This window comes from Halomicrobium sp. HArcht1-1 (genome assembly GCF_058933285.1).
In genome coordinates, this window is the sequence record NZ_JBZYDL010000004.1 from 124,885 (window position 1) to 147,062 (window position 22,178).

21 protein-coding genes are annotated in these 22,178 nt (G+C 64.9%); 7 read left to right on the forward strand and 14 right to left on the reverse strand.

Annotation, left to right across the window (positions count from 1 at the left end):
• Nucleotides 1-33: 33 nt before the first annotated feature.
• The 3 genes from AC5FRZ_RS17135 to AC5FRZ_RS17145 all read left to right on the forward strand — a co-directional run bounded on the left by AC5FRZ_RS17135 (nucleotide 34) and on the right by AC5FRZ_RS17145 (nucleotide 2,505).
• Nucleotides 34-381: a winged helix-turn-helix domain-containing protein gene (locus AC5FRZ_RS17135; RefSeq protein ID WP_153555092.1), complete on the forward strand. Its 348-nt coding sequence runs from the start codon at nucleotides 34-36 to the stop codon at nucleotides 379-381.
• A gap of 1 nt (nucleotide 382) precedes the next feature.
• A complete protein-coding gene (locus AC5FRZ_RS17140) occupies nucleotides 383-709 on the forward strand; it encodes a DUF7521 family protein (protein WP_153555091.1) in 327 nt (108 codons plus the stop codon).
• 305 nt (nucleotides 710-1,014) lie between these two features.
• A complete protein-coding gene (locus AC5FRZ_RS17145; protein WP_493565227.1) occupies nucleotides 1,015-2,505 on the forward strand; it encodes a sulfatase family protein in 1,491 nt (496 codons plus the stop codon).
• Nucleotides 2,506-2,789: 284 nt separating this feature from the next.
• On the opposite strand, the gene AC5FRZ_RS17150 is transcribed toward AC5FRZ_RS17145, so the two are convergent.
• Complete coding sequence (locus tag AC5FRZ_RS17150) at nucleotides 2,790-3,554, reverse strand: DUF7847 domain-containing protein (RefSeq protein WP_206039103.1); 765 nt, start codon at nucleotides 3,552-3,554, stop codon at nucleotides 2,790-2,792.
• On the opposite strand from AC5FRZ_RS17150, the gene AC5FRZ_RS17155 reads away from it, so the two are divergent.
• Complete coding sequence (locus AC5FRZ_RS17155; RefSeq protein WP_372480889.1) at nucleotides 3,553-3,756, forward strand: hypothetical protein; 204 nt, start codon at nucleotides 3,553-3,555, stop codon at nucleotides 3,754-3,756. The two genes, AC5FRZ_RS17150 and AC5FRZ_RS17155, sit on opposite strands and share 2 nt — an antisense overlap.
• Before the next feature lie 12 nt (nucleotides 3,757-3,768).
• Here AC5FRZ_RS17155 and AC5FRZ_RS17160 read toward each other — a convergent pair whose 3' ends face one another.
• Nucleotides 3,769-5,343 carry an FAD-binding domain-containing protein gene (locus AC5FRZ_RS17160; RefSeq protein ID WP_493565228.1) on the reverse strand — a complete coding sequence of 525 codons (1,575 nt, stop codon included), beginning with the start codon at nucleotides 5,341-5,343 and terminating at the stop codon, nucleotides 3,769-3,771.
• Nucleotides 5,344-5,444: 101 nt separating this feature from the next.
• Nucleotides 5,445-5,570: a hypothetical protein gene (locus tag AC5FRZ_RS17165; protein ID WP_018258893.1), complete on the reverse strand. Its 126-nt coding sequence runs from the start codon at nucleotides 5,568-5,570 to the stop codon at nucleotides 5,445-5,447.
• Nucleotides 5,571-5,679: 109 nt separating this feature from the next.
• Between AC5FRZ_RS17165 and AC5FRZ_RS17170 the strand changes: the two genes are divergently transcribed.
• On the forward strand, nucleotides 5,680-6,396 hold the full coding sequence (locus AC5FRZ_RS17170) for a helix-turn-helix domain-containing protein (RefSeq protein WP_493565229.1): 717 nt from the start codon (nucleotides 5,680-5,682) through the stop codon (nucleotides 6,394-6,396).
• A 27-nt stretch (nucleotides 6,397-6,423) separates the two neighbouring features.
• Here AC5FRZ_RS17170 and AC5FRZ_RS17175 read toward each other — a convergent pair whose 3' ends face one another.
• The 6 genes from AC5FRZ_RS17175 to AC5FRZ_RS17200 all read right to left on the reverse strand — a co-directional run bounded on the left by AC5FRZ_RS17175 (nucleotide 6,424) and on the right by AC5FRZ_RS17200 (nucleotide 12,465).
• A complete protein-coding gene (locus AC5FRZ_RS17175) occupies nucleotides 6,424-8,172 on the reverse strand; it encodes a b(o/a)3-type cytochrome-c oxidase subunit 1 (protein ID WP_493565230.1) in 1,749 nt (582 codons plus the stop codon).
• 2 nt (nucleotides 8,173-8,174) lie between these two features.
• Nucleotides 8,175-8,693, reverse strand: coding sequence for a cupredoxin domain-containing protein (locus AC5FRZ_RS17180; RefSeq protein ID WP_153555088.1), 519 nt, complete (start codon nucleotides 8,691-8,693; stop codon nucleotides 8,175-8,177).
• A gap of 2 nt (nucleotides 8,694-8,695) precedes the next feature.
• Nucleotides 8,696-9,013 (reverse strand): halocyanin, encoded by a 318-nt coding sequence (locus AC5FRZ_RS17185; RefSeq protein WP_153555112.1) that lies wholly within the window; start codon nucleotides 9,011-9,013, stop codon nucleotides 8,696-8,698.
• A gap of 143 nt (nucleotides 9,014-9,156) precedes the next feature.
• Complete coding sequence (locus AC5FRZ_RS17190; RefSeq protein ID WP_493565231.1) at nucleotides 9,157-11,496, reverse strand: heavy metal translocating P-type ATPase; 2,340 nt, start codon at nucleotides 11,494-11,496, stop codon at nucleotides 9,157-9,159.
• Between the two features lie 2 nt (nucleotides 11,497-11,498).
• Nucleotides 11,499-12,272 carry a sulfite exporter TauE/SafE family protein gene (locus AC5FRZ_RS17195; protein ID WP_372480884.1) on the reverse strand — a complete coding sequence of 258 codons (774 nt, stop codon included), beginning with the start codon at nucleotides 12,270-12,272 and terminating at the stop codon, nucleotides 11,499-11,501.
• A gap of 4 nt (nucleotides 12,273-12,276) precedes the next feature.
• The gene (locus AC5FRZ_RS17200; RefSeq protein ID WP_170092880.1) at nucleotides 12,277-12,465 is read right to left on the reverse strand and encodes a DUF8131 family protein; all 189 of its coding nucleotides are present in this window, start codon (nucleotides 12,463-12,465) and stop codon (nucleotides 12,277-12,279) included.
• 169 nt (nucleotides 12,466-12,634) lie between these two features.
• Between AC5FRZ_RS17200 and AC5FRZ_RS17205 the strand changes: the two genes are divergently transcribed.
• Nucleotides 12,635-14,188: a globin-coupled sensor protein gene (locus tag AC5FRZ_RS17205; protein ID WP_493565232.1), complete on the forward strand. Its 1,554-nt coding sequence runs from the start codon at nucleotides 12,635-12,637 to the stop codon at nucleotides 14,186-14,188.
• Nucleotides 14,189-14,350: 162 nt separating this feature from the next.
• A complete protein-coding gene (locus AC5FRZ_RS17210; protein WP_493565233.1) occupies nucleotides 14,351-16,513 on the forward strand; it encodes a PAS domain-containing protein in 2,163 nt (720 codons plus the stop codon).
• A gap of 6 nt (nucleotides 16,514-16,519) precedes the next feature.
• On the opposite strand, the gene gdhB is transcribed toward AC5FRZ_RS17210, so the two are convergent.
• The 5 genes from gdhB to AC5FRZ_RS17235 all read right to left on the reverse strand — a co-directional run bounded on the left by gdhB (nucleotide 16,520) and on the right by AC5FRZ_RS17235 (nucleotide 21,942).
• A complete protein-coding gene (gdhB, locus tag AC5FRZ_RS17215) occupies nucleotides 16,520-17,815 on the reverse strand; it encodes a glutamate dehydrogenase GdhB (protein ID WP_493565234.1) in 1,296 nt (431 codons plus the stop codon).
• Entirely contained in the window at nucleotides 17,815-17,958 is a 144-nt protein-coding gene (locus AC5FRZ_RS17220; protein ID WP_018258903.1) for a rubrerythrin-like domain-containing protein, read from the reverse strand. The genes gdhB and AC5FRZ_RS17220 overlap by 1 nt, the downstream gene beginning before the upstream one ends.
• Nucleotides 17,959-18,059: 101 nt before the next feature.
• Nucleotides 18,060-20,918 (reverse strand): bacterio-opsin activator domain-containing protein, encoded by a 2,859-nt coding sequence (locus AC5FRZ_RS17225; protein WP_493565235.1) that lies wholly within the window; start codon nucleotides 20,916-20,918, stop codon nucleotides 18,060-18,062.
• Between the two features lie 203 nt (nucleotides 20,919-21,121).
• A complete protein-coding gene (locus AC5FRZ_RS17230) occupies nucleotides 21,122-21,694 on the reverse strand; it encodes a DsrE/DsrF/DrsH-like family protein (RefSeq protein ID WP_493565236.1) in 573 nt (190 codons plus the stop codon).
• Between the two features lie 2 nt (nucleotides 21,695-21,696).
• Entirely contained in the window at nucleotides 21,697-21,942 is a 246-nt protein-coding gene (locus tag AC5FRZ_RS17235; RefSeq protein ID WP_493565237.1) for a sulfurtransferase TusA family protein, read from the reverse strand.
• Between the last annotated feature and the right edge of the window lie 236 nt (nucleotides 21,943-22,178).

Consider the following 22,178-nt stretch of genomic DNA (forward strand, 5'->3'; position numbering starts at 1 on the left):
AGCTATTACTTGGTCCGTCCAGAAGGGCCGACCGTGAGTGAGGGTCCCGCCGACGAGGATATCTTCGCACTCCTCGACGACGAGTACGCACGGGAGATCCTTACTCAGACGAGTGTCGAACCGATGTCAGCTAAAGCGTTGAGCGACCGATGTGACGCGTCCTTGCCGACGATCTACCGGCGGACCGAACGGCTCGTCGAGTGTGACCTGCTCGTCGAACAGACGAAAGTGCGACAGAACGGCCACCACTACAGTGTCTTCGAGGCGTGTCTCGATCGACTCACCGTCGAACTCGACGAGGGAGAGCTCTCGGTGACCATCGACGCGGGCGAACCCGAGGACCCCGCCGACCGCTTTACCAACCTCTGGGAGGGGATCTAACATGATACAAACCGGCAGCACGGGACTGTACGTACACTACCTCGCGTTACTGGCGGTGACGCTGCTTGGCCTGGTACTCAGCTTCGCGATCGTGTTCCAGGCGTATCGTGGGTACCGCCGCAACGACAGCCAGCCGATGCTGTTGCTCGCGGTCGGACTGGTCTTGCTCACGGTCGTCCCCTTCGTGGTCTCGTTGGTCGTCACGTCCGCCGGGACTGTCCTCGGCTTCGGGCCGATCGTCTACAGCTACTACGTCCCGATTCTCACCAGGACGATCGAGGTCGTCGGCCTCGTCACCATCCTCTACTCTCTGTACCGCCGCACCTGACTCGGCGGCGTGGAGAGCCGACACGATGGCTGGCACAGATTCGAACGCTGTCAGAGTGTGGTTCTCAGGATGTTATTTTCAACCCATCGGAGTGCGGTCTCTGTCGAGATGCGAACTAGACGGTGCAGGAATTATTCGGATAGAAGGCTGGAGACTATCCGGCGAATAAATGGGGTAGATCAAAGAAATCGCATACTTTTCGATCGTTTCGAACCTACCGTGAGGCGCAAAGCTCGTCGTACCACGACGAAAGTTGGCCTCCACCGGAACTATTAATTGGGGCACTTAATCATCAGGAAGTGACAATGTCTGATCATTCAGCCACACGTGAGAAGCTGAAGCCAACCCGGCGTACATTCCTTGCTGCGACCGCATCAGTATCCCCGACAGTTGCCGGTTGTCAAGCACCGCGAAGCAGTGCCCCGTCAAAGACTGTGACCGAGGGTCCACCCAATATAATCATCTTCATGACTGACGACCAGGGCTACGATGATATTGGATATTACCCACGGAGCCCGATTAAAACACCCGTTCTAGACGAGATGGCTGAAACCTCTCTTTTATTCAATCGAGCGTATTCGACTAGTTGTGTTTGTACACCGACCAGAGCCGCTGTTCTCACTGGTCGACAGCCAAATCGGATGGGAGCGTTCAATTTCGGCCATCGACTCACACCGACCGAGAAGACACTGCCAGAGATCTGTTCCGAAGCGGGCTACCGGACAGGGATGTTCGGCAAGTGGCATCTCGGTCCGATTCAGGAAGGCTCTAGAAACAATCCGGGGAGTATCGGTTTCGACAAATGGGCTGTCGCTCCCAACTTCTACGACAACGATCCAATGTTATGTGTCGACGGGACAGTGCAACAGTTTTCCGGAGAGAGTGCGATGGTTACCGTCGAGCGAGCACTCGAATTCATGAACCGTGCCGTCGAGGATGGAGAGCCCTTTCTTTCGGTAATCTGGACGGCAAATCCGCACAATCCATACGAGGTCCCAGAGGATATACAAGAGATATACCCGGAACAACCTGAGGGGGGATTCTACGGTGAGATCACGGCTATAGACCGAGCTATGGGCGTACTCCGGCGAAATCTTTCGCGATGGGGTATTCAGGACAATACGTTACTTTGGTTTACATCGGACAATGGCTCACTGGCAAAGCACGATGATTATGCCAACCACACGGGGGCGAAGACGAGCTTATATGAGGGAGGGATCCGAGTCCCAGGCATCATTGAGTGGCCCGCTGAAATCCCGAACAGTCGTCAGAGCGATATGATTGTCACGACCGCCGATATCGTTCCCACGGTTATTGATCTGTTAGATCGCAGACCACCTGATCGACCACTCGACGGGATCAGTCTCTTACCACATATTCATGAAGAACAAACAGAACGTGACGAACCAGTTGGCTTCTGGATTGCCGAAAATATCCCCGGAGAAGGGCTCAATTCTGCCGAGATTCTTTCTGAGATGCGTGAAGCTCAGAACGGTAATGGTACATTCAAGTCAGAAATAGACAGATCAACAGTCGATGTTATCCGGACTGCGCTTGACCGTCTGGAACGAAACGAGCCTCTCGGAGAGATCGCGTGGCTTGACGGTAACTGGAAATATATAAAGCGCGGGGATGGGCTTCATTTATACAATTTGGAGAACGATCCTGCCGAACAGAACAACCTCATTGATAAGGAGGCCTCTCAATCGACTCGAATGAAACACGAATTACGGGAGTGGAAACAGTCGATTATTGAATCTATGAGACGTACGTTAGAACGTCTGGATGGAGATTAGTTTGGAATTGTGTGCACCTTTACTTGTTTCGTGAGCAGTTACTAACATGTGTATCGACGTATCCATGACACTCCGTGATCCCCATAGACACGTTACTATGTCGCAGGACCGTCGGAATTGAGATGCGATCAGAGACCGAGGAAAGGACCTAATGTCAGATTTTGAATGTATCATTTCGCTGTACCGAGTGGTCCGAAAGAACGAGAACGACAGTACGAGATCCTCGCTGCCAGAAATTCGCCACTCGAAGTGGCAGACCCGTGACGGCGTCACTGCCGGCAGTATCAGGCGGTGAACTCGTCGTAGACCGCGACGGAGAACGTCAACGAGAACGCCGAGACGAGGCTCCCGACGACCGCTGCCAGGAGGCCGACGACGACGAGCAGCGGGGTCGAGAGTGCCGGCAAGCCGTACGCCGCAGCGTCGGGCATCGCCAGCACCGACAGGCCGCCGTAGAGCCCGCCCGCCACGCCGCCGACGAGCACCGCGATCGCCAGATAGCCGATCGTTCCGAGCAGGTTCGCCCGGACGACGCGGTAGCTGCGCGCGAACGCAGCGATCGCAGACTCCCCGTCGACGACGATGGCTTGTCCGTAGAACTGGACGAAGAACGTCACGAGGAGATACAGGAGGCCGACGACGGCGACGACGGCGAGGAGCACCAGTCCGGTGGTGCCGTGTCCCAGCAACGCACCGACGCCAGCGAACACGGCGACGACGCCGAGCACGCCGTTGACGACCAGTAGGAGGACGTAGGCGATCAGCAACTGCACGTAGTTCGACTTCCCGTCGGCGAAGAACCGCGACAGCGAACTACGGCCTCGCAGTGCCTCGTCGGCCATGCCGAACATCCCACCCTGGATGAAGGGCGTCACGACGAGGAAGATGCCGGAGACGCCCAGCGAGACCAGCGAGGAGAGGAGCGGCGCTGCCGACTGCAACAGCAGCTGGGGGAGCAACAGGACGAACACGATCAGTTGGGGGACCAACAGCCCAGGGGCACGCTTGAGTGCGCCGGGCGTACGTTGGAGTGCTTGGAGGACACCCATGGATGGGCAGAAGACGCCCGACGACATAACCCCGGACGCTCTTTTTCCGAGCCAGAAAACCGTCGCTGGAGACGGCGTCAAGTCGTCCCCGACCGTCCACACGCCGACGTGCTGGCCGAACTGGCTCTGTCGCTCATACTACCGGCTGTACATCTGTGACCGATTTCGCCACCCCGGGGTGGCGAAGCTCGTCACGAAGTGACAGCCGGCAGTATCACTCCCGGTCCGTCTCCGTGTACGCGTCCAGGCCGCGCTGCTGTGGGCTCTCGTCGGTCGCCGTCGAGGTGTCGTCCGACCCGTCCGGAGGCCGTGGCTGCGAGGACAGTGACGCTCGCCGAGCGACCCCCGGCTCTTCGAGGGCCTGACGGGCGGCCGGTTCGAGACGTTCGTAGCGTTCGATCGCGCGCTGTCTGGCGGCCTCGTACTCGACGACCGGGTACGGGTAGTCGGTGCCGATCTCGACGCCACACGCTTCCTGAACGTGGAGCGGGGTCTTTTCGGGGCGTGGGAGATGCTCGGTCGGGAGTGGGGCCAGTTCCGGAACGTACGTCGAGACGAACGTGCCGTCGGGATCGTTGTCACGCACCTGTTTGATCGGGTTGTAGATGCGCATGAGGTTCGTCCCGACTGTGCCGGCCTGTGACTGCCACTGGGTGTAGTTTATCGCCGGATCGGCGTCGATCAGGTGGTAGTAATAGAAGTCCGCGCCGATCTGCCAGGGTTGCTGGAACAGGTCGGCGAAGACGCTGGCACACATCGCTCGCATCCGGAAGTTGAGCCACCCGGTCTCGACGAGACACCGCATGGACGCGTCGACCATGGGAAAGCCGGTGGTACCCTGCTTCCAGGCGGTCACCAGCTCCGGGTCGTGTGACTCCGCTCGACAGTCGCGCATTGCGGGGTTGACCGCCGTCGTCGTCCAGCCGCTCCAGTCTTCCAGTTTCTGGTGGTAGTGCTTGTTCCAGTAGAGTCGGGAGACGAACATCTCTCGGCCGGCACACGACGGTGCGTTGTCCATCACGTACTGGTAGACTTCGCGTACCGACAGCGATCCGAACCGGAGGGACGGCGAGAGCCCGCTCGTACCGGTCCGTGCGTCCGTCGGCGCGGAGATGTTGCCGGGATACTGCTCGATGTCTGCGACGAACTGTCGGAGTCGTCTGGCTCCCGCCGCTCGGCCGCCGGGAGGGACCGTCGTCTTCGCCGAGTGGATGTCGTACGTACGCTCGATATCGGCGACTGACACCGTCTCCGGCAGCGAGGCGAACGAAACGTCGTCGGGGTCCCAGCAGTACGGGGACGACTCGAACCACGCCTCGACGTGGTCGCTCCACCCCTCACGCGGCCACGCCTGGTCACGAACCAGCCCGTCACTGTCGACGAAGCGTACGTCGCAGTGTGCTGCGGCCCGGTCGTCTCGCTGGCGGCCGTAGCGTGCGGTCGGGTCGGCCGTCGCGACGACGTCCCAGCCGGCCGCTGCCAGAGTCGAGAGCACCGACAGCGGATCACCGTGGGCGTAGCTGAGCGTCCCCCCGACGGCCTCGTACAGTCGACGGAGACTCTCGACGGACTCGTGGAGGTACTGGAGTCTGGCGTCGCAGGCGAGTCCGTCGTCACCGTAGAACTGTGGGTCGAAGACGAACAGCGGCAAGACGGTGTCGTACTCCTCGCTCGCGTACGAGAGCGCACCGTGGTCCGTCGTCCGGAGATTGCGGCGGTGCCAGACGACACAGCCGTTCGTCGTCGTCGGCACGTCGTCGGGTGTCACCGCCGTCGGCCCGTCGCTCATCACTGGCTCTCAGGACTGGAGCCGAATGCAACTGACGATGCCGTGAGTGGCGCGGGGACGATGCCGACGGAAACGCCGGTACACGGCCGCTCCGACGGCGGTTACAGCGCGCCCGCGAAGGTCAGCAGGTCGATGGCGACGATGAAAAGCACTACGAGAATCGCGACGAGGATGATCGTCTTGAGAAACCACGGCATCGACTGTTCACCAGTGCCCGTATCGCTCATACCTCACCGTCGGGGACTCGACTACGTGAATCCTCCGTTGGCTCAGGACAACCACCCGTCGACAGAGAGACCGAAAGAGACTGGCCCCTCGGGGAATCAGTGCAGCTAGATGCGGGAGTTCGTCTTCACACTGAACTACGCGGAGGGGGCCGACGCCGTGATGGACGTGTTCATCGACGCTCCCGAGATGCACGCGACGACGCTGATCTGTCCGATGACCGACAGCGAGTTCTGGCGGCTGGATCGGATCAGCGGTGGCCCGGAGTCCGTCGAGCGAGCGACCGGGCTGCTCACGAGCGACGAGTACGGCGGGTTCTCGATCAGCGACAAGCGCTGTGGGGGCGATCGCCACAGCGAGGTGCTCGCGTCCTCGGCCGGCCACGCGACGGTGTACACACACGTCGTCGACGCGAGCAGCTGTGACTCCGTCTCGCTGGTCGCGAACCGCTATCTGCCGGGTGCGGTCCTCATCGAAGTCACGCGCCGAGGGACAGAGGAGCGCTGGCGCGTCCTGATGCAGACCGACGAGCGGGTCGGGCTGCTCTACGACACGATCGGCGGGAAGCTCATGGAGGGAATTACCTTCCGGTTCGAACACCTCGAAACGGTCACGACGCCCCCGACGGACCCGCTGGCTTCGCTGTCACTGCGCCCCGAACAGCGCCGTGTGCTCGAACTCGCAGCGGAGATGGGGTACTACGAGACGCCGCGGGAAACGACGCTAGAAGCGGTCGCGTCGCGCCTCGACGAGCCCCGCTCGACCGTCTCGTACCGACTCAGGCGAGCCGAGGCGGAACTGGTCGACGCCTTCCTCTCGTCGACGTGACGGCGGATCGGCCGAGAGGGTCCCAGATCAGACGGGGACCGGCGGAACAGCCGGATTGAAGGCCCCGTCTGCCAGCATCGAGTAGATCGGGAAGCCGTAGGCGATGGCCACGAGCACGACGGCCACGACGACCCACAGTTTCATGTTGTCCAGCACGCGCGGACTGTCCGAGACCCCGGAGATCGGTTCGGGGAGGTGACTGTCGACGCGGAGCCGTCCGCGGCCACGCTCTGCGAGCCAGGTGCCCACCATCACGGCGACGAACAGCAGGGCACCGATCGTCAGCAGCAAAGCGCCGGCCGCGATCTGCAACCGCATCTCCGGGACCGATCCGAAGACCGCATCGAAGGAGAACTGCTGGTACTGTGGCTCGGCGGTCCGGCGCGGGACGCCGGCCAGCCCCGCCCGGTGCATCGCGTTCGACATCAGGGCCATCCCGATGAACCAGACGTAGGGCTGGATCTGTGCGAGGCCGTAGAACTGGAGGCGCTTGCCCGTGACCTGTGGGTACAGCCAGTAGCTGATCGCCATCATCGTCAGCGCGCTGGCCGTCCCGACGGTGAGGTGGAAGTGGCCCGGCACCCACAGCGTGTTGTGGATCAGCGAGTTGATGTTCATGCCCGCGTTGACGATGCCGGAGAATCCGCCCGCGGCGAACATCAGGCCAGCGAGCGCACACCCGGCGAAGGCCGGGTTCGACCACGGCAGGGCGGTCATCCAGCGAAGGTAGCCCTTCCCGCCGCGCTGTCGCGCGCCGTACTCGATGCTCGCGACGGCGGTAAACGCGGTGAGGAAGCTCGGGAGCAACAGGAACATCGTGTTGGTCATCGCGACGAACTTGAACCCTTCCGCGATCCCGGGGTCCGCGTACTGGTGGTGGAACCCGACGGGCGTCGAGAGGATCAAGAAGAGGACGAACACGACGCGTGCGAGCGGGTCGCTGAACAGTCGGCCACCGGCGAGCTTGGGCAGGATCGTGTACCACGCGAAGTACGCCGGCATGAGCCAGAAGTAGACGACCGGGTGGCCGAAGTACCAGAACAGCGTCCGAGTGAGCAGCGGATCGACGCTGTCGAGCAGCCCCAGCGAGAGCGGCAGGAGGAACACGAGCACCTCGACGGCGACCCCGATGGTGGCGATGTACCACATCAGCGTCGTCGTCAACACCATGAACGTCTGGAGTGGGATCCGCTCACCGCCGTTGTCACGCCGCCAGTGGAGGTACAGGCGGATCCAGTCGGCACCCGCGAGCCACGTGCCGACGAGCCACGCCGCCAGTCCGGCGTAGAACAGCGGATGGGCCTGCAGGGGCGCGTAGAAGGTGTAGAGCACGTCTGCCTCGAACGGGATCTCCCCGACGAAGCCGCCGAAGATGGCCAGGGCGACCCCGGCGGCACCGGCGAGTTGGAGCCCGAACCAGAACAGCGAGAAGCGCCGCGAGAGGAGGTCGCGGCCGAGACTCCGGGCGACGCCCCAGGAGAAGACCCCAGAGAGGAAGAAGATCGTAAAGAACAGCGCGAGCAAGACGCCGTGGCCGGTCAGCACCGTGTAGTAGTCGACCGAGCTGATCACGCCCCGGAAGACGTTCGTCCGGTGCAGCGCCTGGACGATCCCGAGCACCGCACCGATCAACAGGGCGGTAAACGAGACGCCAAAGCACAGTCGCGTCACGCGTGCCGCGGTGGGATACTGGTCGACGAAGGCGACGCGATTGCTGGCAGTCAGCTCGGACTGTGCTCGGTTCTCGCCGGTCGGGTCGTCGTGTGCGTGTGCCATCGTTACTGCACCTCACTCGTCTCGTTGAACTCCGAGGGTGGGACCACCTGCAGTGATCCCTCCATCGTGTGGTGGCCGCTGCCACAGTACTCGTTACAGACGATACCGTACTCGGCCGGCTCGTCGAACTCGGCCGTGACCGTCGCCTTCTGTCCCGGAACGGTCATCGTGTTGATGTTCGTGCCGACGACCTCGAAGCCGTGGAGGACGTCGCTGCTGGTCACGTGGAAGGTCACGGTACTGTTGGCCGGTACGCGGATGGGTTCGTTCGTTCCGGGGACGAACAGGAACCGCTGTGTCCGCACGTAGACGTCGTAGTGACCGTCTTCGCTCCCGTTGTAGACGCCAGGTTCGCGGAAGTTCTCGCTCGCAGTAGGGTTGGTCCCGTCGACCTGTCCACCCTCGGCGTCGACCATCCCGTAGCCAGCGCCGACGGCCCCGTAGGTCACCGTCGCGACGAACAGAGCGATCAACAGCAGCGATCCCACCAGCCAGATGCGTTCGAATCTGTGGACGTGCATAGTCACCCGATCACCGTTGGTCCGTTGTCGAGGAACTCGACGAAGTACATGAACAGCCAGGTCAGGGAGACGACGGCGAAGTAGAGCGCCAGCAACGTCGCCGTCCCGACGGGGTCGAACGCGTCGTGGTCGACCGACTCCGTCTCGGATTCGGCCACCGACGACTCGTACATCACCCCGGCTGCTCGCTGTGTGTCCGTTCGCTCGTCGCCGTGCGACTCGAACGACGTGTCGGGCCGATCGTGCCACCCGAATCGATAGCTGAGTAGCAGGATACCGGCGGTGACTCCGAGGCCGATCGCGGTCGTCAGCAGTAACATGCGACTCCCGCCGGAACCACCACCCGACGCTGTGGCCAGTGCTATTTCGAGACCCCTCATACTCGGTTGGGTCCGAGCGAACTGACATGTACTCTGGGTTGTCACAGGACAACTTCGGGACGACGGCCCGCCGTGGTCGAGGGCTACGACCCCGCCTCGCCACCGACCGGGCGGGTCGAGTTGAGCACGACGAGCAGGCTACTGGTCGCCATCGCCACGGCGGCAAACAGGGGGTTCAGGACACCGACGACGGCGAGTGGCAGCGCGATCCCGTTGTACAGGAACGCCCAGCCGAGGTTCTCGCGGATCCGTCGGCGAGTCCCTTCCGTCGTGGCGAACACCTCGGGCAGCGCGGCGAGAGTGTCGTCTGTGACGACCACGTCTGCCGCGTCGAACGCGAGCCGTGTCCCACTCTCGACGGTGATCCCGAGGTCGGCCGCCCCCAGTGCCGGCGCGTCGTTGCTCCCGTCGCCGACCATCGCCACGGTGCCGTCGGCTCCCAGCCGATCGACGACCGCGGCCTTGGCCTCGGGCGGGACACCGGCGAAGACCTCGTCGACCGAGCGGTGGGAGGCGAACTGTTCGGCCGCCGCCCGGTCGTCGCCCGTGATCACGACGACGCGGCGGTCGGCCGCGAGGCGATCGAGCACCGAGCGCCACCCCTCGCGCACCTCGTCGCCGACGACGACGGCACCGCGAACGCGCCCGTCCCAGCCGACGTAGCTCGCGATCGCGTCGTCACCAGCATCGTCGTAGGTGGCGGCCACGCCGCTGGGGACGGTCCAGTCCCGCGCCGCGAACAGCGACTCGTCGCCGACCAGCACGGTCCTGTCGCCGACTGTCGCCTGCACGCCCCGTCCGGGGATCGTCTCGAAGGCTGTGACGGGCTGGTCGGGCGGTGTCCCCGCCTCGGAGATCGCCTCCGCGACGGGGTGGGTCGCGAACTGTTCGACGGCGCTGGCGTACGCGAGGGCCTCGTCGTGGCCCGCGACCGTCCGAACGGTCATCGATCCCGTGGTGAGGGTCCCCGTCTTGTCGAGCGCGACGGTGTCGACCGCCGGTGCCGTCTCCAGGGCCGTGTCGTCGGTGATCACGATGCCCGCGTCGAGAGCGTCTCGAATCCCGGCGGCGACGGCCATCGGCGTCGCCAGCCCCAGCGCACAGGGACAGGAGACGACGAGCACGGTCAGGCCAGTCAACAGTGCCGCGGTCGCCCCCCTGCCCGCGAGCAGGTGGACGACCAGCGTCCCGACAGCCAGGACGAACACGAGCGGGACGAACACCGCCGCGATCTTGTCGACGAGGCGCTGTGCGCCGGGTGTCGCGCTCTGTACGTCCCACAGCGTCTCCGCGAGTCGATCCACAGTGCTCGTCGGGTCCTCGTCGGCGCGGACGACGATCCCACCGTCGGTGACCGTCGTCCCGCCCAGAACCGCGTCTTCAGTGGCTTTCGAGACCGGCAGCGACTCGCCGGTGACCAGTGACTCGTCGACCGCGGCCGTGCCCTCGACGACCGTCCCGTCGACGGGGACCGGTTCGCCGCCTTTGACCACCAGTTCGTCGCCGCCGTCGATTGCCGACCGAGGGACCGACTCGGTGCCGTCGTCCGTCCGGCGGCGCGCCGTGTCCGCTCGTTCGTCGGAGACCGTTGCGAGGCGCCCCATGGCCCGTCGGCGGACACGCTCCTGATAGTAGTCGCCGACGGTCACCGCGAGGACGACGACGACCGCCACGTCGAAGTACAGATCCGTCTGGCCCAGCGCCATCGCGATCGTGCTGTAGCCGTAGGCCGTCGCCGCCGCGATCGCGACGAGCAGGTCCATGTTCGGGTGGCCGACCCGCAGGCTCACGACCGCACCACGGAACAGCGGATAGCCGGTGTAGGCCACCACGACCGTCGCCATGACCCAGACGTTCGCGAACAGGAATCCACCCGCAGGACCGTTCAGGTCGACGAGCAGCGACGACGGCGCGACGCCGGTGTACACGGGATAGAGAAAGAGGACGTACCAGGCCATCACCATCATCCCGAAGAAGCCACCGACCATGAGACGACCGACGGTCTCCTGGGCGTCGTCGGCCGACGCCGTGCCCTCCCGCGTCGCGTCGTAGCCGTGCCCCGAGATGCGGTCCGCGATCGCGTCGGGTTCGGCCGTCGCCGGATCGAAGACGACACGCACCATCCCGGCGGTGTAGCTGGCCTCGGCGGCCCGAACGCCGGCAGCGTCGGTCGCGGCGGCTTCGAGGAACGTCTCGCAGGTGGCACAGTGCATCCCGTCGACGTCGAAGTAGGCCCGGTCGCCCTCGACGGTGTCCACGTCTGGCCCGGTGTCGACGGCCGTCTGGGGATCGGCGTCGGCGGGCGCATCGTCGAGCGTACGGGCGACCGTCAGGCATCCCTGACAGCAGAAGGCACCGTCCACGTCCGGAGCGGTGTGGGGCGGCTCAGGCGTCGACAGGCCACAGAGCGTACACTCGCCCATAGTTATCCCAGTGGTTGGTAGATCGGAACGCTCGGATGCGGGAGGTGGATTCCCAGCAACATCGCACCGTGTGCCAGCGGGAGGTAGCCAAGCAGCAAGAACGTGACGCCGAGGACGCGGTGGAGCGGTCCCTGAAACCGCGGCGAGATCGACTGGAACGCGACGCCGTAGGCGAAGACGGTCGGCACCGTCGCCAGCCCCAGCACGGCGAGCGCGACGCCGCCACGGACCGGCGACCCCGTCGCGAAGGCGTACAGAAACGCGGGATACAGCAGGGGACACGGGAGGACCCCGTGGGCCGCGCCGAGCGCGACGATCCGGGGGCCACGAACCCACCGCTCGATCCGGTCGAGCAACGCGGTACTCACCCGTTCGAAGACCGCCGGTGTCGGGGCGTGACCGAACAGTCCCCCAGTTCCCGTCAACAGGTAGTTCGCGCCGACGAGGAGGATGACACCGCCGATCACCAGACCGGCGACCGCGCGAACGTCGTTCGCGACGGCCGCGACCGCCGCGGCGTCGTACAGCAGCGCACCCAGCACGCCGAACAGCGCCCCGAGGGCGGTGTAACTCGCGGTCCGCCCGAGGTTGAAAAGCAGGTGCTGGCGGATCGTCTGCCAGGTCGCCGGACCGTCCGTCCCCATCTGATCGGCGTAGACGGTCACCAGCGGCCCACACATGCCCAGACAGTGGACGCCACCCAGCAGTCCGACCAGCGCGAAGACGGCCAGTTCGACCTGGCCAGCGAGGGCACCAGACACCTGCGGGACGGACATCGCGTCAGGCGAGGCCGCCGGGCAGCCGCCGTTCGTCCGCCGAATCGAACATGATGCGGACGGCCGCCACGATCAGGACGGTGTTGAGGACGGCGAGCACCGCGACGGGCTCTAGCCAGATCACGAACGCGAGCGCCGACGGGATCGTGAGCAGTCCCACCAGCGGCAGCCACGAGAGCGGAATCCGTGCCATGGGCTCCGGTACGCCACACCGCTAATTAAATCAGGGGTTGTCCCTCGACAACTCCCTGCGGTGGCGGATTTTGGCTGGTGGTGCCCTCGTATTTCCTACGTGGCGCTGGAATTATCACTGCTGGGAACGGAGGGATAAGCTTACTTCCGGGCGTTTTTTCTCTCGGGGTATGAAAGATTGGTCGAACACCTTCGGAGACGGCGGCCTCAACGCCCTCCTCGACGTCGACTCGCTCGTCGCCGCGTGTGGCATCGACGAGTCGGAGATCGAGTGGCGAAAGGAGTTCGTCGGCTTCGACGAGACCGACGAACAGCACCTCTCGGAACTCGAAGAGCTGTTTCGAGCCCACACCGACGAGATCGCAGACGGCTTCTACGACAACCTGACCGACCACCAGCAGACCAGCGACGTGATCGGTCGGTCGGACAAGTCCCTCCAGCAGCTCAAAGAGGCCCAGTCCGCGTATCTCGTGACCCTCGCGAGCGGTGAGTACGGAATGGACTACTTCCGCGACCGGGCGCGGATCGGCAAGATCCACGATCTGCTCGAGATGCCGATGAAACACTACATCGGTCAGTACGGCGTCTACTACGACCTCATCTTCCCGCTCTTGTTCGACCGGATCGAGGAACGGCTCGTCGACCGCCTGACGGACACGGCGACACTCGCGGGCGACGGCGGTCCCCAGGCGGTCGAGGCAGGTACCCGAGAGTCAGTCGGGGAGATCGTCGGCGAAGAACTGGATCGCGGCCTCGAAGAGATCCTCGCAGTCCTGCGAATTATCAACCTCGACATGCAGGTCGTCGCAGACACGTACATCCACTCCTACAGTCAGGAACTCGAACAGTCGATCGAAGAGCGCGAGCAGCTCATGGCAGAGATCGAGCAGGACCTCGCAGATCCGATCCGGACGCTCCGAGACTCCGCCGAGGACGTGGCCACCAGCACCGACGAGATCAGCGACATCGCTCGCGAACAGGCGGAGACGACCGAAACCGTCGGACGCGAGGTCAGCAACGTCAGCGCGACCGTCGAAGAGATCGCCTCGACGGCCGATGAGGTCGCGGCCACGAGCGAGCGTGCCGAGCGACTCGCCGAGGACGGCCGCAACGCCGCCGCCGACGCGATCGAGGCGATGGAGCGAGTTCAGGAGTCGTCCGGAGACGTCGTCAGCGACGTGGACCGGCTGGAAGAACGCGTCGCAGAGATCGACGAGATCGTGGACATGATCAACGACATCTCCGATCAGACGAACATGCTGGCGCTGAACGCCTCCATCGAGGCCGCCCGTGCCGGCGAGGCCGGCGACGGCTTCGCCGTCGTCGCAGACGAGGTCAAGAGTCTCGCCGAGGAGTCTCGAACACACGCAAGCGAGATCGAGGAGATGGTCGAGGAGATTCAGGCCGACACCGAGAACGCAGTCGCCAGTCTCGAAGCGACTGCACGAGACGTCGACCGCGGGATCGAGCGGGTCGAATCGGCGACGGAGACCCTCCAGGAGATCGTCGACGTCGTGGCCGAGGCCTCTCGCGGGATCCACGAGGTCTCGGACGCGACGGACGATCAGGCCGCCTCTGCGGAGGCAGTAGCGGGCATGGTCGACGAACTCGTCGACCAGGCCGACCAGGTCGCCGACGAGGTAGAAGCCGTCGCAGCCGCAAACGAAGAGCAGACGAAGACGATCCGCGAGATTAGCGAGACGGCAGAGCGACTCGCAGAGTGATGTTGCCGGCAATCCACCCCACCGGCACGTCGCCGCATCCGGTCGTCGGATCGCCACGTGACCCGACAGTCGACGCCACCGTCGAGAGCCCCGTTACCGTGGCTGTGAACATCTTCGGTCCGTGATGAAAGACATATCTCCGTCAATCCACTCCGGTCGAGTATGACCTCCCACAGGAGTGAGCGCGTGCGCGTGCTCGCGGTGACGGCAGACCCCTCGTTCGCGAGTTCCTGTGAGCGTCACCTCGGCGATCACGACCGCCTCACCGTCACTACGGCGGGGACCGTCGGGGAGGCAATCGAACGACTCGCTGGCGACAGCGGTGTCGACTGTATCGTCAGCGACCACGATCTGCCCGACACGGACGGACTCGCGTTTCTCGAAGCGGTCCGGACGCAGGCACCGATGCTCCCGTTCGTGCTGTTTACCAGCGAAGGGACCGAGGAGATGGCCAGCCACGCGATCTCCGCCGACGTGACGGAGTATCTCATCAAGGGGCGTCACGACGACCAGTGGGACCGACTGGCGACGCTCGTCGTCGACGCGGTCGACTACCACCGTAGCCAGCAGGGCCTGTTCGACCCCGAGAGGCGAGCGACTACATTGTTAGACGCTGCAAACGACATGATCACCGTCGTTCGCGACGGTCACTGCGAGTACGTCAACGCGACCGGCCTCGATCTGCTGGCCCTCGACGACCGATCCCAGGCCGTCGACCGTCCCATCGAGTCGTGGCTGTCGCCGCCCGACGGACGAGACCTCACCGCGTCGCTGGCTGCCGTACAGTCGGGCGACCAGCCAGTCGAGCAGTTCGAAACGACCCTGACGACCAGCGAGGGCCGAGAGCTGTCGGTCGAAGTCACCGCGACGCGAGTCCGCTGGAGCGACGGCCCGGCGACCGTGCTGGTGGTGCGAGACATCGACGACCGGAGAGCCGACGAGCAGATGCTCCGACAGTTCCAGCGAGCCGTCGAGGCGGCCGGACACGCTATCTACATGACCGACCCGGACGGCACGATCACCTACGTCAACCCCGCATTCGAGGAGATGACGGGCTACGAGAGCGACGGCGTGCTCGGGAAGACGCCCGCGATCCTCTCCTCTGGCACGATGTCCGAGGAGTACTACGAGGACCTGTGGTCGACTATCACGAGCGGCGACGTGTGGGAAGAGGAGATCCGCGATCGCCGGCAGTCGGGAGCGCTGTACTACGCCCACCAGACGATCGCTCCCCTGACCGACGACGACGGCGAGGTGGTGTCGTACGTCGCGATTCAAAACGACACGACGGAACAGCGCCGACGGGAGTCACAGCTCCGGCAGTACGAGCACGCGATCGAGGGTGCGAGTGAGCTGATCGCCGCCGTCGACCACGACTACCAGTTCCTCTTTGCCAACGAGTCCTATCGGCAGTTCCACGGGATGGACCTGGAGTCGGTCACTGAAACGCGGCTGGTCGACCTCCTGGCCCCCGAACAGTTCGAGGTCGTCGAGCCCTACCTCGACCGGGGCTTCGAGGGCGAGACGGTCCAGTTCCGCGCGACGCGAACGCGATCGGGCAGATCCGATCACACGTTCAACGTCCAGTACACGCCACTGACCGACGAGGGTGGGACGATCCAGGGGCTGGTCGCCACGATGCGAGATGTGACCGAACAGGTCGAGCGCGAACAACAGCTCGCCTCGCTGGATCGACTGCTCAGACACAACCTCCACAACGCGCTGAACGTCATCCGAGGACGGGCAGAGATCATCGACGCCCGCGCATCGAAGGAGGTCGCAGAACTCGCAGCGCCGATCGAAGACGCGGTCGAGCGACTGCTCACGCAGGCGAACAAGGAACGCGAGATCGTCGAGCTGTTGACCGAACCGCCGACACACGCGACGCTCGACCTGACGCAGATCGTGACGGATCTGGTCGCCGAACTAGAGGCCGAGCACGCAGACGCCGAGATCGCCGTCGACGTCGACGCCGGCCTCCAGTTGACGACGGCCGGCGAGATCGAGCGCGCGATCCGCGAACTCGTCGAGAACGCCGTCGTCCACTCCGACCGCGATCGCCCCGAAGTGTCGGTGGTCGGCCACCAGACCGGCGGCTCGGTGGAGATCACCGTCACGGACGACGGGCCGGGAATCCCAGCCCGCGAACGGAAGGTCATCACCGAAGACAGCAGCATCGAACCGCTGTTACACAGCAGCGGGATGGGGCTCTGGCTGGTCAAACGGATCGTGACCGCCGTCGACGGCACGCTCCAGTTCGACGACGCCGAGCCACGGGGGAGCGCCGTCACGCTCGTCCTCCCCGGCGGGAGCCGGGCGAAGTAAACAGCTTCAGGGCCAGAGTCCCCTGGCCTCGTGGGCCGCTGCGATGCGCTCCAGGGCGACGGTGTAGGCGGCGTCACGCCACCGAACGTCTCGCTCGTCGAACGCGTCTCGAACGTCGCGCCACGCGGCGAGCATCTCGCTTTCGAGTTCGTCGTTGACGCGCTCTCTGGACCAGGAGCGGCGGTTGATGTCCTGGAGCCACTCGAAGTACGACACCGTGACGCCGCCCGCGTTCGCGAGGATGTCGGGGATCACGGGGAGCGAGCGGTCCGCGAAGATCTCGTCTGCGGCGCTGGTCGTCGGTCCGTTGGCACCCTCGACGACGAGGTCGGCCCGCACGTCGGCGGCGTTCTCGGCCGTCAGGACGTTGCCGAGCGCGGCCGGAACGAGCACGTCGACGTCGAGTTCGAGGAGTTCGTCGTTGGTGATCGTGTGGGGGACCGACTGGCGTGTCACCGCCTCTGGCTCCTCGTCGTGGCTGGGAATCGAGTGCGTGTCGAGGCCGTCCGGATCGTAGATCGCGCCGTTGACGTCGCTGACGGCGACGACCGTCGCGCCCCAGTCGTCGAGGAGTCGGGCGGCGTTCGCGCCGACGCTGCCGTACCCCTGGATCGCGACCGTGGTCGCCGAGAGGTCCTTCTCGTAGTACTCGACGGCCGCGCGGGTGACGATCGCGACGCTCCGGCCGGGGGCCTCGTCGCGGCCGTGGCTCCCGCCGACGGCCGGCGGTTTCCCCGTCACGACGCCGGGCACCGTCTCACCTTCCTGCATCGAGTAGGCGTCCATGAGCCAGGCCATCGTCTGGGGATCGGTGCCCATGTCCGGGGCCGGAATGTCTCTGTTCGGGCCGATGCTGTCGCGGATCTCCTCGGCGAACCGACGCGTGAGGCGCTCTTTCTCGGACGGGCTGAGTCGCTTGGGGTCGACTGCGATCCCGCCTTTCGCCCCGCCGAAGGGGATGTCCATGACCGCACACTTCCAGGTCATCCACATCCCGAGGCCGACACACTCGTCTCTGGTCACCTCGGGGTGATACCGGAGGCCGCCCTTGTGGGGACCACGGACGCTGTCGTGCTGGGCTCGATACCCCGTGAACACCTCGACGGAGCCGTCGTCACGCTCGATGGGGACGGTGACTTCCTGGACCTTCGTGGGGTGTTTGAGCCGCTCGACGATGGCGGGATCGATGTCGAGGTGGGCCGCGGCCCGGTGGAGCTGTCGGCGCGCCGTCTCGACGGCGGACTCCGCGTCGGACGCGGTCTCCGACTCGTCGCGGTCGGCCGTTACTGATTCGGGCGCCATCACTCGATCGGTGTCAGGCGGTTCCGTATCTCGCCGCCACACTCCGGGCAGGCGGTCGGGTTGTCCTCGGTGACGACGATCGTTCCACAGTCGAAGCACTCGTACGGCGTCTCTTCCTCGGGCTCCTGGTTGACATCTCTCATGTAGGGTCACGAGTGCCAGCGGCGGCACTCGGTTAAGGAGTATTAGGTGTTTTAGGGAGTATCCAGTGGTTCACCATCGAAGGGTGTAGCGATGAGCGTGGTTAACTATTGAACCCACCAGACTCCAGGAGTCCGTGTGCCTCGAACACCGCCGTGAACAGCTTCTGCTGGGCGGCCCTGACGTGCTGGTAGAACGCGGGTGGGGAGATGTCGAGCATCGCCGCGAGTTCCTTGCCGTTGGTCTCTCGGGGCGACTCGAAGAACCCGCTGTAGTAGGCGGTCTGGACCACTTCCAGTTGCCGCTCGGTCATCTCGTCGAGGACGGTCGAGCGAACGTCGTGCTGTGTGGGCTGCTCGACGCTCCGTCTGGAACGGAGTTCGACGTTGGACACCGTCTGGCCGATCAGTTCCGTGATCTCCCGGACGGTGATGCGCTCTGGCACGTCGACGCGGAGTTCGGTGCCCGCTCGACTGGCGGTGGCCTCCCGGAGGAGCGCGCCGTGGTCGGCCAGCTCCTGTGCGAGAAAGCGCGCCACGACGAGCCGCACGACGCCGCCGTTCTCGTCGGCACTGACCGCCTGCACCTCGTCGACCGACGCCATCTCGGCGGCGTGGTCGACGACGGCGTCGACCGGCGCGCCCTCGACGGTGAGAAAGAGGGCGCTGCCCGCTTCGGTCTGTCGGATGCCGCCCTGGTAGCCGACCGTACACCCCGCCTGGTCGGCGAGCCGCGAGAGGAGGAAGGTCGGATCGTCGACCGTAAACTCGACGCGGGTGACCGACGGCGTGAGGAGCGCGTTCTTCCGTTCGAGAGCACTGAGCGCCGACGCGATCGTTTCGCCGAGTTCGGCGAGCACCGCCCGCGCCGTCTCGTCGAAGGCGTCCTTTGAGTCGGCGTAGACCGAGAGGACGCCGTGGCTGAGGTCGTTGTACACGAGCGGAACGCTCAGGACGGACGTGAAATCGCGCCGGAGCGCCTCCGTTCGCCAGGGCTCGTCTCGCAGTCCGGCCGCGACGTTCGGCTCCAGAGCCGCGGTGTCCGTCGCCGCGGCCTGGCCGGACGGTTCGGTGTCGGACGCGTCGACGGCGAACGACTGGCAGTCCAGATACCCCTGCTCGTCGCCGGCCCAGGCCCGCGGTTCGAGGTGCTCGTTGGCGGGATCGACGGAGCCGATCCACGCGAAGCTGAACCGGTCGCCGTCGGTCAGTCGCTCACAGACCGCTCGGTCGATCTCCTCGCGGGTCTCCGCTCGCACGATCGTCCGCCCGATCTCGCGGATCGTGTCGTTGATGCGGTTCAGCGCCGACAGCTGCTCGTTCTGGCGCTGGAGCTGTCGGTCTCGCTCGCGGAGCTGTGCCTCGCGGGCCACGCGATCGAGCGCCGCCTCGGTGGTCGCGGCGAACAGGTCCGCCAGCTCTCGGGTCACGTCGTCGAAGGCACCGACCTCGGGCGAGGCGGCGACGAACACGCCGTGGTCACCCAGCGGGATGTAGCTCGTCCCGCGAAACTCCGTCGCCCGGTTGGCCAGTCGGTCCGCGTGGTGAACGTCGTCGAAAAACAGCGTGTCGTCCGCGACGAAGCTGTGTCCCGGCAGCGTCTCGTCGTCGACCGCGACCGTCGGGAGTGGGCCGTGGAGCTCTGTCGCCGACGGCGAGTACGCCGCCGGCCGGAGTTCGTTGGCCGCGTCGTCGAACAGGTACACCGCGACGGCGTCGACGCCGAGGACTGCCGGCGCGTCGTCGACGACGCGCTGTGCGATCTCCTGGTGGGTCTCCGCGTAGAGGAACTGCCGTGCAGTCCCGTGCAGCGCGGCCAGCGCGTCCTCGCGGCGCTTGCGTTTGGTGATGTCCCGACAGCTGTAGAGGAGCGTCCCGTCCTGGATCGACACCTCCCGGACGTTGACCAGGAGCGTGTGCTCGCGCCCGGCCTTGTCCGTGGCCGTACACTCGATGTTCTTGCAGACGCCACGTCGAGCCAGCTCCTCGCGGTCGAAGAGGTCCGCTCCGAGCAGCTCCTCGATGGGCTTTTGCTCGCGGATCTCCGCGGCCGTGTAGCCGAAGATGAAGTGGACGTTCGGGCAGACGTACGTGTACTCCCCGTCCTCGTCGGTCATGAGGACGGTGTCGGTCATGTTGTTCAGCGTCACTCGGTGGAGCGCCTCGGATCGGCGAAGGTCCCGTTCGAGTTCGACCCGGTCCGTGATGTCGACGGCCTCGACGACGATCGAATCGACACCGCCGCCGTCTTCGACCGGCCGGACCGACAGGTCGAACACTCGCGACGGGCCGTCGATCGCCGCCAGCGTGACGACGGCGTGAGCGAAAGCCCCGTCGATGCCACGCTCCACGAGGCGTCGCACGTCTGCCCTGGTCCGTTCGTCGCCCGACAGCCACGGGAGCGTCCAGAACGGGCCACCCGTCTGTGCCGACGCCGCGTCGTCGCCGATCTCGCGAGCGGTCTGGTTCGATCGCACGGGCGAGCCGTCGGGATCGAGCACCCACGTCGCGGTCCGCGCGTCCGCGAACACCGCCTCGAACTGGCGTGCTCGTCGCTCGTGACCGTCGCCGTCCGGCGTCGCTTCCAGCACCGCCTTCGTCCGGTCGAGGAGCGCGTCGGTCGGTCGCTCGGCCGCTTCGTCGATCACGACGTAGTCGTCGACGCCGGCCGCGATCGCGTCGCTGGCCGCCGATTCGCTGCCGTCGGCCGCGCCGACGACGACCGGGAGCGCCGGGGCCACGTCGCGAACGTCTCGCAGGAGGGCGACCCCGGTGGAGTCGGGGAGGTCGTACGCCGTGACCAGACAGTCAGGCGACCGCTCGGCGATCAGCGTGAGCGCCGCATCGGCGGTGTCGGCCCGCAAGAGCGTCGTCCGCTCGTCGAACGCCGTCGCAGCGTCGTCGACCCACTCAGCGGTCCCGACGAGTACGACCCGCGACGACTGGAGTTCGTCGTCGGTCATCGCTTGTCAGTTGCTCGGAGGTCGTTCGAGATACCGAGCGAGTCAGCACGCGGTCGGCGATCGGTGGGGCGGATGATGGGACTGTCCACGAGTGGTTAACAGTTGAACCACCCGGGACAAAACTCTACGGCTGGGGTGCGCTGCTGCCGTCGACCTGACGAGCCGTTCCCGACCCATCGCAGGTGAGATGAAAGCGAGAGCCGTCAGACGAGAAGCTGGATGTCGGCATCGGCCATGTCCTGTAGCGCCGTCGCAGCGCCGACGCCGGTCGTGACGCCGTCGTAGAACTCCGATTCGTCGTAGCCCATCAGCTCGATCGTCATCTGGCAGGCCTGGAACTCCACGCCCATGTCGAGGCTCGTCTCGACGAGTTCCTCGATGGTGGCGGTGTCGTTGTCCGCGATCTTCTTCTCCATCATCTTCGTCGTGACGCGGTCCATGCCAGGGAGCGCGGCGACGGCGTTCGGGACCGGCATGTTGGGGTTGCCCACGGAGCTGAGCTTGAGATCCGTCGAGCGCTCCTCGTGGAGGATCTCCAGTCCCCAGAACGTGTGAAAGACCGTCACCTCGTAGCCGAAGGCGGCGGCGGTGCTGGCGAGGATGAGCGGCGGGTACGCCATGTCCAGGGTCCCCTTGGTGGCGATGATGCTCATCTTCTTGCCGTCGTCCTCGCTGGTGGCCTCGGCGAGCGCGTCTTCCAGTTCGTCGACGCGCGCGGCGAGTTCCGCGCGAGAGGGCGTCTCGTCGCCGGGCGCGTCTGGCGTGTCCGTGCTCATCGTCACTCGGTCTTGCGGACGTAGTGTCTGTACACGTCGTCGCCCTCCGCCTGGTCGAGGAGTTCGACGCCCTCGGTTCCGGAGGCCCAGCCGTCGATGTCGCTCATACTGCCGGAGTCCGTCGCCAGCACTTCGAGAACCTCACCCTCGGAGAGGTCGTCGATAGCGGACTTCGTTTTCACCACTGGCATGGGACACGATGCACCTTTCACGTCGAGCGTCTCCGCGATGTCGTATTCAGTACTCATAGTATCTCCGCTCCGTTGAGTCGTATTGGAGCTATCGCACAATATCGCCTTCGGGGTTAAAAGAATGTTGGTTATTGTACGTACTGCAACAGTCCACGAAGGCAGATAGGGATACACACCCCGATTATAGTCCATTAGACGCCCCTTAGCAGCCCTCACCTCTTCTCCCCAGGATGCTGTATTGTGTAGTTAGTGAATTTCTTTGCAAACCCTTTTGTGCGTCGACCCGATAGCTG